Raw genomic sequence first — 16581 nt, 5'->3', positions numbered from 1 at the left:
CAATGGGTTACCCCGGCGCGGTCCGCGCTTTGTCAACGGTTACAACAACAGTCGTCTGTGTTGAGTAACTATCACTGCCGCCGCATGACTGGCGAGTCCCCGTCCGACAATATATCGCGCAGATCATGGCCGATAGCGGTTGGGTTGCAAGGAAAGTCAAACGTAGACACAGCCCGACCAGGCCGGGGAAACGGCCGGTGGCGCCGGATCTGGTGCGCCGGCAATTCACCGCCGTCGCGCCGAACGTGCTGTGGTGCGGTGATGTGTCCGAAATACCGACCGAGGAGGGAAAACTGTATCTGGCGTCGGTGGAAGAACGGTTCTCCGGCCGCCTGCTCGGCTACGCAACCAGCGCCCATCACGATGCCGGATCTACGACAGCGACCCGGCCGCCACTGCAACCCGACCGCTGGCCACACCTCCCGATGTAAATGCCCCCGTCCGCGGCGACAGCGCCGTAGAACCGTTGCTTGGCGTTGGATCATGCTGTGGCCGAGCTGGTTTCGTTGATGGTGATGGTCGGGGAACGGTTCATCCGCGCCGAGCCGCGGGGGCGGCGCGTGAGTATGTGTCGGGGCTGGTCGCCGGTCTGGAACGTAAGAACGGGTGAACACTCGCGGAACGTGCTGGTGAGGGCGGTCCGATGGGATGCAGCGACTGCTGCGTGCCGCCGACTGGGACGTCGATGCCGTCCGTGACGATGTGCGTGATTACGTGGTCGAACACCTCGGCGACTCCGAGGCCGTCCTGGCCGGTGACGAGACCGGGTTTCTGAAGAAGGGCGTCAAATCCGCAGGGGTGCAACGTCAGTACTCCGGCACGGCCGGTCGTACGGAGAACTGCCAGATCGGAGTGTTCCTGGCGCATAGTCCCGGCGCGGGCGCGCGGCGGGTCGACAACACCGGCCACGACCCGGTGAGGCTGCCGTCTGCGTCGCGAGCGTCCAGGTTCTCCGCTCGGAAGGGCTGATCGAGTGCTGACATGACACCCGATCGTTCGGCTCGGATTGACATCTCGGATGAACTTCCGGCCCAGATCTTCACATTGTGAGCATTGTGTGTGCCTGTACCTCAAGGATAGGTTCGATGCCGGAAACGTTATTTTCCGCGCAGCGAACCATGGATTTCTCTCGGCAATATTCCTGCTAGCTTCATGGAAGGTTTGGCACACGCGTGGGAAGGTTGTGTCGACGCACTCCGCCGTGCGGGGGATTCGATATCTGGGCCGACGGCTACGCCCCTCGGAATCTGACGTATCAAAGTGGGTGTACAGCGGTGCCGCTCGCCGCGCAAGCTGTGCAGCCGAACTAGTGAATCGGTGATTTATGTTCGAGCGTGATCAATATGGCAACAACTCGAGTCAGCAGGGCGCATCACTCGTCGAGGACTCGATGTCCCCCTTCCGCCCGGGGATGAAATCGGCGGAAAGTGGGATGTACCCGAAGGCGGCGGACGTGCTGCTGATAGCAGGCCCCACCGGTTCGGGCAAGACCGAGGTGGCGATGGAACTTGCCGATGCGCGGCAAGCGCCGGTGGTGGTCGCCGACCGCATCCAGTGCTATGTGGATCTTCCGTCGACGAGCGCCCGATTCACCGGAGCCGCGAACAGATTTCACCTGAGTGACCGAGTCGTACCGGACGGCGACTATCCGGCAGCCGAGGCCGCCCAGTCGCTCTCGGCCTACGTCCACAGACTGGTCCGACACCACCAGCACGTAGTCGTGGAGGGCGGCTCGATCTCGGTGCTCCGCCACTTCGCGCAGTACCGGGGACGGTCTGACTTTCGGCTCTCCGCCTGCGTGCTCGGCCTGCGTGATGCGTCGACGTACCTCGACCGGCTTCGGGACCGAGCGTGGCGGATGCTCGGAGATGGAATGCTGGACGAGTTCGCCGCGGCATGGCGGCACACGGGACAACGGCGATTCGTCGCATCCATCAATGGATTCGAGGCGCTCGTCCAGTGGTGTCGGGAAACCTCGACGGACCCGCGTGACCTGGCAGGGATCACCCCTGACGAACCCGCCGCAGCCGAACTCGCCGAACGCATCGCGCAAGTTCACGCCGAGCACGGTCGCGAACAGTACGCGGCGTTCACCCGCTTGTTCGGTTGAGGAGTTCAAGCCATCTTTCTCACAGGGAGTGACCGGCACATGCGTGAAGTCTCGGCTGATACTCGGAGCACCCGGTGAGCGGGCCCGCGCGGCGGTATTCGGTGTGCGTATACTGCTCGGCGAGCACGGTCGACACCGCGTACTTGGCGCTGGCCACCGCGGTCGGTACCGAGATCGCCAATCAGAGTTGGCAATTGGTCTCCGGTGGTGGTCGTGTCGCCATGATGGGCGCTGTCGCCACCGCCGCACGCGCCGGCGGTGCGCACACCGTCGGCGTCATCCCGAAACAGCTGATCCAGCACGAGGTGGCCGATATTCACGCCGATGAGCTACTCGTCACCGACACCATGCGAGAACGCAAGCAAATTATGGCCGATCGCTCCGACGCTTTTCTGGCCCTACCCGGCGGCATCGGAACGCTCGAGGAGTTTCTCGAGATCTGGACCAGCGCTGACCTCGGCATGCACGACAAGCCCGTAGTGGTGTTGGATCCGCACGGACACTACCGGGGATTCTTCGAATGGATCGGCGAATTGTGCAGTCGCGGTTTCGTCGGAAAGGCCGCGCTGGACCGATTGACGGTGGTCGCGGACTTGTCCGATGCGTTCGCCGCGCTGAAGGTCGATCACATAAGCTGATCAGCTGCCCGCTACGAGCGCAAGAGTGTTTGTCGATGATCGAACAAATCGACCGGCGGCTGTCGATGTGATGGCCGAGACGATGCCGCTGCTCGAAATCCTCGTCGCGGCGGTCGCGCTTTCATCATCGATCGCCTTTGCGGGCTTTCAGGTCGCGCTCGCGAGCGCGGCCATCGCCATCCGAGCGAGCCGTTCGACAACATCTTCGCGCGATGCGAGGTTCTCGTCGAGGGTCCAACGCTCTAGCCAGTACTACAGCATCAATTCGTGATGTTGTTGGTTAGTAGATGGTTTCGTGGTGGTTGATGAGGATTGGGTGGCGCGGTCGGCGGGGTCGGAGGAGGCGTTCGAACGGGTGGCGGGCCGGTTCGTGCGGTCCGAGCCGCGGCGGCAGGCGCGGGCGTATGTGCGGGGGTTGCTGGCGCCGTTGGCGGGGAAGAACGGCTGGACGTTGGCCGAGGTCGCGGGTGAGTTCACGCCGATCGGGAGGCAGCGTCTTCTGAATGCGGCGGCGTGGGATGTCGAGGGGGCGTGATGACGCGCGGGTGTATGCGGTGGAGCATTTGGGTGATCCGGACGGTGTGCCGGTGGTCGATGAGACCGGATTTCTGAAGAAGGGCGTGAATTCTGCTGGGGTGCAACGGCAGTACTCGGGGACTGCGGGTCGGATGGAGAATTGTCAGCTCGGCGTGTTCTGCGCGTATACGAGCGTGAAGGGGGGCACGCTGATCGATCGGGAGTTGTATTTGCCCAAGTCGTGGATCGCCGATCGGGATCGTTGTCTCGGTGCGGGGGTGCCCGAGGATGTCCAGTTCGCGACGAAATAGGTTCTGGCCCAGCGGATGTTGGCTCGTGCGCTGGATGCCGGGGCTGCGCGGTGGGTGAGCGCTGATGAGGCTTGCGGTGGTGATTCGAAGTTCTGGAGCTGGCTCGAGCGGCGGCGGATCGGGTATGTGGTGGCGGTGCCCAGCAGCGCGCCGGTCGTCATGTCGCTTGGCGGTAGCAGCCGCGCCGGCCAGATCGTGGCCGACGCGCCCCCGCAGGGATGGAAGCGTCGTAGCTGCGGAGACGGCTCGGAAGGTCCTCGGATGTTCGACTGAGCGGTGGCCACGGTGCCCACCATCAGTGAGGCCGGCCGGGTTGGCGACGATGGCTGCTGGCCCGCCGGTCGCTGACCCCCAACGCCAAAGGCGGTGACTCCGCGGTCGGCGAGGATGTCGCTTCCGGTGATGAACGCGCCGGTGGGTCCCATCAGGAACGCGCCGAGGGCGCCGATTTCGCCGGGGGTGCCGCCGTGGCCGACGGGAGACAGTTCGAGCATGCGCCGGTAGCCGGCGCCGCGTGGTCCGGGCCGTAGAGGTCGACGGCCAGGATCGCCGCGTGCGGTGCCTGACTCGGCGAAACTCCGGCGGCGTGGATGAGGCCGGTGATCGCACCGAGCCCGGTCGCGGTCTCGGTCAGAGTGTGGACCGAGGCGCGGTCGGAGACGTCGACGATTGCGGGTGACGGTGTCGAATCCGGCATCGCCGAGTACTTCGGCGGCAGCGTCGGCATCGTTCTGGTGCAGGTCGGCCAAGAGCACTTTCTTGCCGGAGCCGACGCGGCGGCAATGGCCTGACCGATCTGGCCGGCGCCGCCGACGACGACGACCTCACTCATAACAGGGTTCCCTTCCTGTTCGATGTCGAGCGGTGCCGGCTGGTCAGGGGCGGATCAGGACTTTGAGCGCCTCGCGGTTGTCCATGGCGCGGTAGCCATCGGCGACCTCGTCCAGACCGATCCGACGGTCGAAGACCTTGCCCGGGTCGACAGTGCCGTCCAGTACCGCGGGCAGCAGGGTGTCGATGTAGGCGCGCACGGGGGCGGGGCCGCCGGTGAGGGTGATGTTGGGTCCGAACAGGGAGGCGAATCCGACTGGCGCGTCGTCGTATTGGGGAACGCCGACGCGGCTGATCACCCCGCCGGGGCGCACTACTCCGAGTGCCTGGGTGTAGGTGGGCATGTGGCCGACGGCTTCGATGACGACGTGGGTGCCGTCGCCGCCGGTGAGTTCACGCACTGCGGTGATGCCTTCCTCGCCGCGTTCGGCCACGACGTCAGTGGCGCCGAATTCGCGGCCGAGGTCGGTGCGCTGCTTGTGGCGGCCCATCAGGATGATTCGTTCGGCGCCGAGCCGGCGGGCCGACAGCACGGCCAACAGCCCGACCGCGCCGTCGCCGATCACCGTGACCGAGGTGGTGGGTCCGACCCGGGCGCGTACGGCCGCGTGGTGGCCGGTGCCGTAGACATCCGACAAGGTCAGCAGAGACGCCAACAGGGCGGGGTCTTCTCGGGCGGGGATCGCGACGAGGGTGCCATCGGCACGCGGAACACGCACGGCGTCGGCCTGCAGGCCGCCGACGTGCTCGCTGCCCCAGAATCCGCCGTGATGGCAGGAGGTCTGCAGTCCTGCGCGGCAGTAGTCGCAGGTGCCGTCGGAGTAGGCGAACGGCGTGATGACCAGGTCGCCCTTACGCACGGTGGTGACGTCGGCGCCGATGTCCTCGACGATGCCGAGGGCTTCGTGGCCCATGGGGACACCGTGGTCGCTGGGGGTGATCGAGTGGTAGGGGTGCAGGTCCGAGCCGCAGATACAGCTGCGCACGATCCGCACGAGGGCATCGGCGGGTTGGGTGATCATCGGGTCGGGGACGTCGATGACGCGGACGTCGCCGGGGGCGTACATGTAGGTCGCTCGCATGAGCAGTTCCTCCAGAATGGTCGAGGGCGGTTCTAGCTGACGGGGTCCAGGCGCAGGGTGACTTCGGTGGCGTGCGCCCCGACGACGCTGCCGACGATCTTCGGACCATAGCGGTCGTATTCGGCGTGGTAGGCGGCGTCGATGGCGACATGTGCGCTGTCGCTGCCGTAGGCGAAGCGCACGTACACCGCGTAGCCGACCCGCACGCCCCAGATGGTGACGTAGCGGCGCAGGGTGCTGTCGCCGCGGCGGGAAGCGACCTGCAACTCGGTGGCCGCGCCGAGGACGGCCAGCTCGGATTCGCTCCACTGGCTCACCGTCGGGCCTCTGTATCGATCCCCGTGACACATTGTTGTTCCCTGGCTGGGCTGCGCCAGTGGGAGCGGTGTGAGTCCGGTGGCAGTCAGCCGACCGAAGCCGGGGTGGTCACACCAGACAACGAAGGTGGGATTCGAGTGTTGCGATCCGTCGCCGGGCTGCGTCGATGTCGTCGCCGGATTCGCCGGCCGGCACAAACAATTCGATGCTCAGGCGGCCGGAGAATCGGTGAATCGTGTAGAGCGGGAATGGGAATCCAGTTGGCACCGGTCGGCAATCCACGGGTTCGAGTCCGGCGGGCGATCGTAGTGGTGGAACTACGCCCCCGTTGCTACAACGCACCTCGCCGCATTCCGGAGGCGCCGGGTTGTTCGCGGCGATGAGAGCCTCTCGTTGGATGCGGCCATCGGCAAGATCGGTGCGCAGTTGTTCATTGATGCCGCGTGCCAGATCGATGAGTTCGATCGACCCGGCTGGAGCCCGGTAGACGGCGAAGCCGATCACATTTGTTCCGGCGGTGAACTCCACCGGAGGTGTGACGTGGGTCCGAAGGTCCACCAGGTAGCTGTAGGTGATGTCGGCGAGCCGCAAGTTTCTGACATCTGCTTCGGTCCGCACAATTGCGGCCGATACCAGACCGTTGACCGTTACTCCATGACGGCGTCCGAACGCGATGAGCTCGTCCGTGACTCGTGCGCTGAGATGACAACGTAGTTGCGTCATCGTACGATCCGGCTCAGTGCAACCTGGCGCCGGAAGCTGGATTCCTGCCGATCTCGCGGGCTCGGCACTGCCGATATCAGGTGGGCTGATGCCTCGGTCGGCGAACAGTTTTTCCATGGATTCGGGATAATCATGAAGCACCGTGTCGGGAGTTCTTCCACCGACGGTGTCGGTAAAAAGGGACCACAGATCGATGAGCATCGCCACCGAATGGTGGCCGTCGGCAATACAGTGGTGGGTCACCAAGGTCACACTTGCGCAGTCGCCGTCGTATACGACATGCAGCCCGGAAAGGGCGCGGCCCCAATCGAGATTCGCACCGCTCAGCGGCTGGCCGGGATCGCCGGCATACACGCTGACACCGGGCAGCGGCCCGGGCGATTCGACGAGCAGATGATGTCCGTCGACGATCTCCACATGCGCAGCCAGCACAGGATACGAGCGTCGTAACGCCTCGAACGCCGCGGATAACGCCGGTATGTCCAGCACGCCACGAACTCGCACCGAGTACCCGACGAAAACTCCCAAATCGAAGAACAACGCTTCGCTGGGAGCGAGTCGCCGAATTGAGTTGCGTGCACTCACCACAGGCTCCTTCTGACATGATTCTCGTCCACAAACTGCTGGAGGGTCCGCGGAATCGCTCACCGGGATCCTGTTCATAAACCGTCCCGGAGTTTCGCAGCCCGGCACCACAACACGAGAATTCGCGCACGCCGTCCATCGCTCCGGCCGATTGTGCGATTCGCGGAAACTCTCCTCGTCGTGGAAACTGCTCGACCGAATGATCGACGCATTGTGGATCAAGAATACCCCGTAAACCCCAGTGGCTCGACAACATGACTGGACAGCAGTACTATTCCGTGCGTTTTGGCGATACTTCTTCCTTGCGGAAAGGGGCACGGGTGGTCGCGCTCGGCCGAAATGAGCGTTGGACCTACTTCGCATACCATTGTTCCCGGCGCCTTTCTATTCTGTCCCACGAGCACCTGCGGTGGGCCGTTGCACCGGACATGAGCCGGCACCGTGGCAAACGTGGCGTAACAGGCCAACTCGTGATGGCCGCTTGATCCGAGACTAGCTCGGGCCGAAGTCCGAGAAAATGCTCGTCAAGGTAGAAAGCATAGGCAAAAATTATCAGTGTGGGTGAGAGCTCAATCCGCCAGCCAGGTGATCGAGGCGCAGCGAAGCAGTGGCATAGAAGAGGGATCGGTGGGATCGAGGCCGACCAGTGAGCGTATTCTGCGGAGCCGGTAGTCGAGTGTTCGGGGATGAATATTCAACGTTCCGGCAGTCCTGGCCCGATGTCCGTTGTTCGTGATCCACGCCGCCAGCGTCTCTGCAAGCTTCGTATCGGAGGTGATCTCCTGGATCAACCGTTTCATTTTACCCAGCATTTCCGGGTCGGCGCTGAGAACGATCCTTTCGAACAAGGTGTGCCGAGCGTCGTAGCAGCCCGGAGGGTACTTCAGACTTCGCACGATCGAAATACTTTCCGTGCAATCAACCACTGCTTCGGGAATGTCTTCGAGCGGAACCTCGGGGACCAGGGCGGAGACGAGCGGGAGCTCGATCACCACGCTTATCCGACGGTGCAGCGTATCGGCCGTTTCCTTGTCGACATGGTTCGGAAAAAGTATCGCCAAACTTTCTCCCACTACGGTCCACAGCACGTCCATACACTCGAACGTATTCGAAATTCCGCGTAGTCTTCTACCGGCATGGTTTCCCGGATTCATGTCATGAAATGCAAGGAGCAGGACGCCGTAGGAACGACATTCGGACATAGCCGGCTCCGAGGGAGCGGAATAATCGGCGGAGTACCCTTGAATCAAGATTTGTCCTGCTAGTTCGCGGGGAGAGGCGACCCTCCCGCGCTCCAGGAGCGTCTCATGATAAGACGAGATGAGCGCATGATCGGAGATCTGGACAGCGTTCCTGGAGAAAACCGTGAAATCTATGATGCCAGCAACCAGTTGGGTGGGACTCTGCGCCAGGAGGTACTGGATACCTTCCCTGCAAACGGCGCTCGACACCCTGGTCACGCTCTCGCCCGAGAATCCGGATTCCGCATATATCCTCCCGACCTGACGTAAAGGTTCCAGGTTGCACTCTTCGAATTTCTTTCCCTCCTCGAATAAGGAGAGGCTTTCCAGATATATAGTACGCAGACATTCCTGACAGATCGCACGTGATTCGGGCGATAATTTTACATCTGCCTCGACCTCGTTGTATGCAGCGATCGAAGATTGTTCGACAACCACGCCGCTGTGCGAAGTCAAGAATGCTACGACCTCACTTCGCATGTCAGCGTTGGATCTCCGTACCCGCACCCTGTCCTCCTGATTTCCGGGCTCATAGCGCAATAGGCGATAAGTCGATGCGGCAATCCGATTGTTTCGATGAACAAATGGCGACATCAACGAGCTTCAGAATGATGATCGATAACAGTCATCCTAATATGGAGATTGATGACACTGAACCGTAGTGCAGAATATGGTTCCGGGTAACATATACTTGACCCTGCTATGGTGACAAGTCACAGTTACAAACACTCCGATGGACGTCGGAAAGTCACTGTCTGCATTCGTGCATGTGCATTGCAGTGAGCATTTCCGTGGAGCCCACGTGCGGGTTCAACTACGGTCGATGGCCAATACTGTGGCAAAATGATCGACTATTCCAATGCCGGCCCGACCATACGCATGTTTCCATCCCGCTGATACGGCACCGGCGCAAGGCGGTAGCGCAGCGTGTTCGGATGCATGCGCAGGGCCGCAGCGGCCGGCATGCCGGACCGCATCGCCCGCAAAGGCATCGAATCCACCGAACGACTCGGCCGCCACCGCTGGGTGATCGAGCGAACCATCTCGTGGCTGACCGGCTACCACCGGCTCAAGCTGCGCTACGACCGCAAGGGAACCCACTTCCTGAACTTCCTGACGCTTGCCGTCAGGACTCGCAAGCGTTGAAACCCTTGGTGAAAGCGATCCCCGCGGTGCGTTCGCCTCGCGGCCCGCGGCGGCGCCGGCCAGGCAAACTGCATGCCGACAAAGTCTACGACCAGCTCGAGCTGCGGCAGTGGATCCGTCACCCGTGCACGTTGGCCCCGAAACTGCCACGGCCAGCGGCATGCCCGCCGCATCGGACAACACATGCAGCTTGGAGTCGGGCTTGCCGCGGTCGACCAGACTCGGTCCGGTCAGATCGCCGCCGTTTTCGCCCGCACGCTCGCCGCGTCGACCACCGCCCGCGACCAGTCGACCAACTCCTGCCCGCCCAACTCGTCGAGCACCGCCCGATGCCGCCGCCACACCCTGCTTCGGTCCATACCGTGAACCGCCGATGCGCCGTCGGCGCCGTCATCCCGAAAGACGGCGGCAACATTCGCCACGCACAACCGCTGGTCAGCACGTATACCACCGCAGTGAACACCGCCCGCTGGTCCACCAGCGCCGTCCCGCCACCCTACATGCGAGGGCTTGAACTTCAGCAGCAGTGGCGCGGCCAGCTCCCACAGCTCGTCGGGAACCAGCCGCCTGGACAACTCATCGATCACGACGAGGCATCATGCAAGACAACACATCCCGATACACCGGAACGGAATCACAGCGACATGAGACACGGTCTTATACCGTGAAATGTTTACGTGCCCGGAAATACCCCCCGCCAGCGACACGGATTCGACGCCCCAGCCCGACGCGAACGCGACCGTCTAATACGCGGTAGTCAGCTTTCTCTACTTCCTCTATTATCCCGCGATACAGCTTCAGTGCGACCCGAATACAATCTCGACTAGATTCTGCTAGCGAGTCGATTCCCTTTTCTGCATCGTCGTACAGTTTTCGTATTCGGTCGATCTCGAACCGAAGTAACTCACGTAGTGACTCGTCGATGCCGCCGGCAGCTAGGCGCTCACGGGTTACTCCGAATCGGTCCAGGTCCTCTAGAGGGAGGTAGACTCGACCACGTGCGAGATCTTCGGCCACATCTCGCACGAAGTTGGTGAGCTGGAAAGCCTCCCCCAACGCGACCGCATGTTCATGGGCGTGTCGCTCGAGAGGCTCCAGGATCGGCACCATCTGCAATCCGATCACCGCTGCTGAGCCGTACATATACTTCCGAAGGTCGGCGTAGGTCGAGTACTCCGTGACCGTTAGGTCCATGAGCATCGAGGCGAGGAACGCCTCGATGTGGTCCACCGGAATATCCCACGTGTGCATGGTATGCAGCAGCGCCTGGCATATCGGATCCCGTGAGGTACCCTCGCGCAGGTCCCGCAGAACGATGTCGGACCACGCGAGCATGTCCCGTTCCCGCGTCCTCGGGTCGCCGTTGTCCACAATCTCGTCGGCGTATCGGGCAAACCCGTACAAGCTGTGCACATAAGGTCGCTTCGCCGGCGGCAACAACAACGTTGACAGATAGTACGTTTTCCCGAAGCGCGCATGTAGCTGGCGGCAGGTCTCGTACGCCGACCGCAGATGCGGCTCGTTGATTCCACTCGCATCGAGCAGATGCGCGTGCCTTCGCTTTATTACTACGTTTTCCATGGACCAGCACCCCGGCATTCTGGATTGGAACAGCATTATGGAAAGCAGTGTAGTACGTAAATCCGATGCGATGGTAGCGAGCACAGGAGGAAATGGACTCTTCTGTTATTGCTGCGGGTTCGCGACGGCCCTCAATGAGACACGTCGTGCCTCGCCTAATACTCTGGCGCGACTTCGTTATTGACGATGGTGTGCCTGCACGATAATGCACACTTTGCCCGCGATCGATGATGATGTGGTCGTCGACGGTGTCGAACGGTCCGAGGATCCCCGGCGGGGATGCACAGATGTTGCTGGGATCGCGACGGCCGCGTGAGCGATCGCGGAATCGGTTCCCGCACTGTAGGTTTCGGTGCGCAAGTTGCGACAGCCCGGCCTCGCCGCAACGGAGGCGGCATCTGGAGCCCCAGGTCGGTGTTGACGGCTTCGGCGCGGGCGTTGCACACGCCTTGATGTAGGGTGCTGAGAATTCCAGGGCGGTAAGGGGTTACGGTGCGCGGGCGGTCAGCAATCTCGCGGATACTGCTGTCGCGGGGGCCGAGGCGATCCAGCCAGTGAGTAGTTCGTCCCATTCTTGCATCCAATCGAGATCGTTTCTCGTAGTCGTTCTTTCATCAGTTTTGCCCGGGAACGTCGTGGTTGTCGTCCCGGAGTTCGGCGAGCGCACCCCCGCTGCTGCGGCGACAGACGGTCGGGGTCCTGGTGGACCGCCCACATCTCGTGGGCAGGGGTGTCGCCGAGCGAGCCGATGCTACGACGCCGGACGTTGTCCACGCCTTGTCGCACCACATGGTCGCATGTAACGAAAACGGCAGTGGCGGCGCCGATTCCGTGGCCGTACGGCGGCCGCACCGACACCAGCAACTTCTGCGGAGGTCGGGCAGATCGTGCCGTCGACCAGCACGGTCGGCGCACCGGCGGTGGCAGGGTCGGGAACATCGCCGACCAAGACCTCGGCGATCAACGGCCGCAGCAACTGCCAACGGCGGTGTGCCTCCAGGCCCGCAGGATCTGCCGGTCACCATCACGCAACACCAAAGGGGCAGCTCCCACGCGCCTATTCAACCAGATCGCCTGCCGACCAACAACTTTGGCAATCAACTTCCTGCGGGCGATGGTTTGGCCTGCGCGTTCACCCACTCTGATAGATCGTGCGCGAGCTTTTTACCTGAACGAGCATTTGATTCGACTTCGGTCTGAACTAGCCTTGGGTGACGCAGCTCCACAGGTTAGCAGCTGATGCTCCTCGCTTGCCCGCAAACCGAAATATCGCAAGCTCCTGGACCGGGAAGGAATTCAACAAGCAGATCAACAAGATCCGTGCGGTCGTCGAACGAGTGATCGCCAACCTCAAAACTCGGCGGTACTTCACACCCACTATCGCAATCAGTTCCAGACCTTCGCAGCCACCATCTCGACCGTCCTCGCACTTGAATTCTTCAGGAATGGAGCTGAATAAGCCTCATGACCTATTATCAATTCGTTGGGCTCTTTATTGCACCGTGCGTCATCGCGGCCATCGTCGGCACGATCCTTCGCGCCCGGTATTACTCTCGGGACGATCGCTTTCCCGTCGCTCGTGCAATAGTATCGATGATATGCCTGGCCGCATTTGCGGTTGTGTATACCACGCCGTGGGACAGCTGGTTGATTCGCAATAGCGTGTGGTGGTATCCACAGGGCAGCGTCCTGGGAACTCTGTTCGGTGTACCTTTCGAGGAATACATGTTCATGGTGGGCACAACGGTGGTCACAGGTTGCTGGACGCTGATTATCACCATGGGGCAGTCACGACAGGAGGAAGCGGTAGCGCGAAATATGTCCCATAAGCTCAGTGTCTGCTTCTGGCTGGCCGTGATCGGTGTCGGTGTTTTCCTGACAAGCATTAGTCCGAAATGTCTATACCTGGGCTCGATGATGGTGTGGTTCGGTGTTCCGCTGGCCCTGCAGGCAGGATTTGGCGCCGACCTGCTGCGCTCGGCTCGAAAGTTGCGCATGGCCGGGCTCGCGCTGACTCCTGTGTGGTGGGTCGCCGATGGGGTGGCCATTGACGCCGGCGCTTGGCAGCTGAGTTGGGACCACACGATCGGCGTCCGAGTCGCCGGACTGCCCATCGAGGAGGCGGTGTTCTTCCTTCTGGTCAATCTTCTGGTCGTAAACACGATCATCCTGGTCACGCACCCCGGACTGGCCGATGGAATCCGACGATCCGGGGGCTCACTGCGGTGGCTGAGTCACCACATGAGAACCCGGCCATTGACTTATGAGAGGAGACCGTGACATGCGCACGGTAACTGGCCCGACCGATCGCGTGGTGATCGTGGGCGCAGGATTGGCTGGACTGGCCGCTGCGGTCCGACTGGCGGTGGCCGGTCGAGAGGTGACGTTGGTCGAACGCGAAGATCATCCCGGTGGGCGGGCCGGCACGCTGTCGATAGACGGTTACACATTCGACACGGGGCCCACCGTCCTTACCATGGTCGACTTGATCGAGGACCTCTTCGACTGTGCGGGCGAACGCATGGACGACTGGCTGACATTGCACCCGGTCGTCCCGGCGTACAGGGCCCATTATCACGACGGCTCACACCTCGATGTCTACTCCGATGTCCCACAGATGGCCGCCGAGATCGAGCGGGTCTGTGGCAGTGCTGAAGCGCGCGGCTACGAGAAGTTCGTCAGCTTTCTACATCGCCTCTATCGCGCCGAGATGAATGACTTCATCAACCGCAACCACGACAGTGTTTTCGATCTGCTCACTCCCAACCTGGCTCGTCTCGTCGGTATGGGCGCGTTCACGACGTTGGACCGCAAAGTATCGTCCTACATGAAGCACCCACACCTTCAGAAATTGTTCTCCTTCCAGGCCATGTACGCCGGGATGTCTCCTCATCGGGCCTTGGCCATCTACGCGATCATCACCTACATGGACTGCGTGCAGGGGGTCTACTTTCCCGTCGGGGGCATCCATGCACTGCCGAAAGCGCTGGCGGCGTTGGCTGTCAAGAATGGTGTCACTATCCGCTACGGCACGGCCGTCTCCCGGGTGGCCACCCATAGTGGACGCGCCACAGGTGTCCTCACCGCCGATGGCGAGCATATTCCCGCGGATGTGGTATTGCTGAATGTCGACCCGTCGTACGCGCGTCGAACGTTGCTCGGCCAACGGCCGCGCCGGTTGCGATACTCGCCCTCCTGCTTCGTGCTCAACGTTGGTTCCAGCGCGAACTACCCGGACGCCGCGCATCACAACATCCACTTCGGGCGGGCCTGGCGCTCGACGTTCAGACAACTGCTCGATCACGGCCAGTTGATGACCGACCCCTCCTTCCTCATCACCTGCCCCACGAAGTCCGACCCAGCACTCGCGCCATCGGGCAAAAATTCCTACTACGTGCTCTTCCCCGTACCGAACACCACGGCCGAACTGGATTGGTCGCGGATCGGCCGGCAATACCGTGACGAAATCATGTCTGTAGTCCAGGAGTCCGGATATCCAGAATTTGCGTCTTCCGTCGAGGTAGAACATACGATTACTCCGGTCGACTGGGCTCGGTTCGGCCTGCCGGCCGGGACTCCATTTACGGCGGCTCATAGCCTGACCCAGACTGGGCCGTTTCGCGCCGGCAATATCCGTGGCGATAACATCGTCTACGCGGGAGCCGGTACCCGTCCTGGCGTCGGGGTTCCCATGGTGCTGATCAGCGGGCATCTCGCGGCGGAGCGGATCCTCGGTCACCGCTGACCAGCGTTACTCGACTCGGAGGCCCCTCGTCGCACATTTTCGCGGTGGGCATTCCGCGCCATACGACGCCACCTCGCCACCGCTGCCCGAGCCGGTATCGGATAATCCTTCGTCACGCTCATCCAGGGGCGGACCGCCGCTGCCCACATAACTTCGATAGCCATTATGTTTGTCGCGCCGCAAAGCAACGGCGTCCGATCGTCGAGAAGTAACCTATCCGTATCGGCAAATGTGTTGTTCCGAATGATCTATTCGTCTATGCTACAAAGGTAGCATAGCGGGGGTGCTCGAATTTAAATCGACGATGATGCTATGCGGAATGGTTTCGGTAAATCCACCGATCCACATCACGAAGATTGTTCAACGGCCCTCATCAAATTATCGCAGTGAATTTAGGGCCGCCTCGGGAAGCGGCGGCCGTTCCGCATTCTTTCGCATCTCCATCGCAACGGCGCGTGCGGCGAGTGCTGTCCGGACGGACGCGACATGGACGACCTCCGCACCCCTGTGGTGTGGCGCCCCGTTCCGAGTGTGACCGCCAACTTCCACAACTGATCATCATCGGGGGGCAACATGTTGAGAGGTGTAACTATGCCGGCATCGATAGTAGCGCAGGGGAATTCGGCGGCGTCAGCAGGGATGCCACCGATCCGCCAGAGGCAAGGAACGACAGCAGCGGAATTACTGGTCGACGCTCGCGCCGCCGCTTACCCTCTGCTGGCCAGGGTGATCGGGGGCCTGCCCGACCCACTGCGGCGGATGGCGGGATATCACTTCGGCTGGTGGGATCGCTTGGGGAATCCCGCGTCGGCGGCCTCCGGAAAGGCGTTGCGGTCGGCGTTGGTGTTCGCGGCCGCGGCCGCGTGTGGCGGGCCGCGCGACGCCGCGCAACCCGCTGCAGCGGCGGTGGAGCTGCTGCATAACTTCACGCTGTTGCACGACGATGTCATCGACGGTGACCGCACCCGCCATGGTCGTGAAACGGTCTGGAGCGTCTGGGGGATGCCCGATGCCGTACTGCTGGGCGATGTCTTGCACATCGCGGCGGCCGGGCTGCTGGCCACCGATCTCCCCGCGGCGATCTCCTGCAGGGCAGTGACGTATTTGGAAGCGGCCTCGGTGGAACTGTGCGCGGGACAGCACGAGGATTGCGCGTTCGAGAGCCGCGAGCAGGTGCTGCCGGAAGAGTACCTTCGGATGGCGACCGGCAAAACCGGTTCGCTGATGGGAGTTTCGTGCGCACTGGGCGCTCTGTGCGCTGAGGCGGAGCCGACGACGATAGCGCTGTTCGACACCTTCGGCCGCGAACTCGGGCTGGCATTCCAGATCGTCGACGACCTTCTCGGCATCTGGGGGGATCCGATGATCACCGGTAAACCGGCCGGTAGCGATCTATCCGGGCGCAAGCAGTCGCTGCCGGTCGTTTACGCATTGTGTTCGGATACCGAGGCCGGTGCGGAATTGGCCGATCTGTACCGTTCCGACGCGCCCATGTCGCAGGACGATGTCGTCCGGGCCGCTGAGCTTATCGAGGCGGCCGGCGCGCGAGCATCAGCGCAACAGCTGGCCGATGATCACCTCACCAAAGCCCTGGAAGTGCTGCCGGACCAGTCGGCGGCGTCCGACCTGATAACGCTGGCGCAGTTTTCCGTCCACCGGGATCGGTGATCCGATGCTTATCGACACTGCGGAATCCGCGGACACCAGCGGCAATTGGGCATGGACTCGACATTTCGGATTCCACATCGTGTCGG

At 62.1% G+C, this 16581-nt stretch carries 13 protein-coding genes and 4 pseudogenes; 11 read left to right on the top strand and 6 right to left on the bottom strand.

Going from position 1 to position 16581, the window contains the following annotated elements:
* The first annotated feature begins 197 nt into the window (after nt 1-197).
* From NG1_RS02455 to NG1_RS37795, 7 genes and pseudogenes are all read left to right on the top strand, one after another.
* Complete coding sequence (locus NG1_RS02455; RefSeq protein WP_062967517.1) at nt 198-431, top strand: hypothetical protein; 234 nt, start codon at nt 198-200, stop codon at nt 429-431.
* 78 nt (nt 432-509) lie between these two features.
* Nucleotides 510-897: pseudogene (locus tag NG1_RS02450) on the top strand (transposase); the annotation flags it as partial.
* A 535-nt stretch (nt 898-1432) separates the two neighbouring features.
* Entirely contained in the window at nt 1433-2110 is a 678-nt protein-coding gene (locus NG1_RS02445) for an isopentenyl transferase family protein (RefSeq protein WP_063910248.1), read from the top strand.
* A 74-nt stretch (nt 2111-2184) separates the two neighbouring features.
* Nucleotides 2185-2748 (top strand): LOG family protein, encoded by a 564-nt coding sequence (locus NG1_RS02440; RefSeq protein WP_062967515.1) that lies wholly within the window; start codon nt 2185-2187, stop codon nt 2746-2748.
* Nucleotides 2749-2773: 25 nt separating this feature from the next.
* Nucleotides 2774-3019, top strand: coding sequence for a hypothetical protein (locus NG1_RS02435; RefSeq protein WP_157113822.1), 246 nt, complete (start codon nt 2774-2776; stop codon nt 3017-3019).
* A 27-nt stretch (nt 3020-3046) separates the two neighbouring features.
* Nucleotides 3047-3940, top strand: a pseudogene (locus NG1_RS39190) (IS701 family transposase); the annotation flags it as partial.
* Nucleotides 3941-4174: 234 nt separating this feature from the next.
* Nucleotides 4175-4366, top strand: a complete 192-nt coding sequence (locus NG1_RS37795) for a hypothetical protein (RefSeq protein ID WP_210749890.1) — start codon at nt 4175-4177, stop codon at nt 4364-4366.
* Nucleotides 4367-4450: 84 nt separating this feature from the next.
* On the opposite strand, the gene NG1_RS02415 is transcribed toward NG1_RS37795, so the two are convergent.
* From NG1_RS02415 to NG1_RS35125, 4 genes are all read right to left on the bottom strand, one after another.
* On the bottom strand, nt 4451-5488 hold the full coding sequence (locus NG1_RS02415; RefSeq protein WP_062967507.1) for a zinc-binding dehydrogenase: 1038 nt from the start codon (nt 5486-5488) through the stop codon (nt 4451-4453).
* Nucleotides 5489-5520: 32 nt separating this feature from the next.
* A complete protein-coding gene (locus NG1_RS02410) occupies nt 5521-5805 on the bottom strand; it encodes a DUF2255 family protein (protein WP_245659760.1) in 285 nt (94 codons plus the stop codon).
* A 109-nt stretch (nt 5806-5914) separates the two neighbouring features.
* Nucleotides 5915-7114 (bottom strand): phthiocerol/phthiodiolone dimycocerosyl transferase family protein, encoded by a 1200-nt coding sequence (locus tag NG1_RS35130; protein ID WP_168434040.1) that lies wholly within the window; start codon nt 7112-7114, stop codon nt 5915-5917.
* Between the two features lie 569 nt (nt 7115-7683).
* Nucleotides 7684-8811, bottom strand: coding sequence for a PucR family transcriptional regulator (locus tag NG1_RS35125; protein WP_168434041.1), 1128 nt, complete (start codon nt 8809-8811; stop codon nt 7684-7686).
* A gap of 504 nt (nt 8812-9315) precedes the next feature.
* On the opposite strand from NG1_RS35125, the pseudogene NG1_RS38035 reads away from it, so the two are divergent.
* Nucleotides 9316-9501 (top strand): annotated as a pseudogene (locus tag NG1_RS38035) (transposase); the annotation flags it as partial.
* Between the two features lie 138 nt (nt 9502-9639).
* Here NG1_RS38035 and NG1_RS02385 read toward each other — a convergent pair.
* Together NG1_RS02385 and NG1_RS02380 are read right to left on the bottom strand one after the other, a co-directional pair.
* Nucleotides 9640-10088 (bottom strand): annotated as a pseudogene (locus NG1_RS02385) (transposase); the annotation flags it as partial.
* 70 nt (nt 10089-10158) lie between these two features.
* Complete coding sequence (locus NG1_RS02380) at nt 10159-11082, bottom strand: phytoene/squalene synthase family protein (RefSeq protein ID WP_062967750.1); 924 nt, start codon at nt 11080-11082, stop codon at nt 10159-10161.
* Nucleotides 11083-12546: 1464 nt separating this feature from the next.
* Here NG1_RS02380 and NG1_RS02375 point away from each other — a divergent pair.
* The 3 genes from NG1_RS02375 (at nt 12547) to NG1_RS02365 (ending at nt 16495) form a co-directional block, all read left to right on the top strand.
* Nucleotides 12547-13362 (top strand): lycopene cyclase domain-containing protein, encoded by an 816-nt coding sequence (locus tag NG1_RS02375; protein ID WP_084498641.1) that lies wholly within the window; start codon nt 12547-12549, stop codon nt 13360-13362.
* A gap of 1 nt (nt 13363) precedes the next feature.
* On the top strand, nt 13364-14827 hold the full coding sequence (gene crtI / locus NG1_RS02370) for a phytoene desaturase family protein (RefSeq protein WP_062967495.1): 1464 nt from the start codon (nt 13364-13366) through the stop codon (nt 14825-14827).
* A gap of 591 nt (nt 14828-15418) precedes the next feature.
* The gene (locus NG1_RS02365; RefSeq protein WP_245659759.1) at nt 15419-16495 is read left to right on the top strand and encodes a polyprenyl synthetase family protein; all 1077 of its coding nucleotides are present in this window, start codon (nt 15419-15421) and stop codon (nt 16493-16495) included.
* Nucleotides 16496-16581: the final 86 nt, after the last annotated feature.

Origin of the sequence: Nocardia gamkensis NBRC 108242, assembly GCF_001612985.1 — a bacterium.
Lineage (GTDB): Bacteria > Actinomycetota > Actinomycetes > Mycobacteriales > Mycobacteriaceae > Nocardia > Nocardia gamkensis.
The sequence above is the reverse complement of the archived record's forward strand: the minus strand, read 5'-3'. Positions and strand labels throughout refer to the sequence as shown.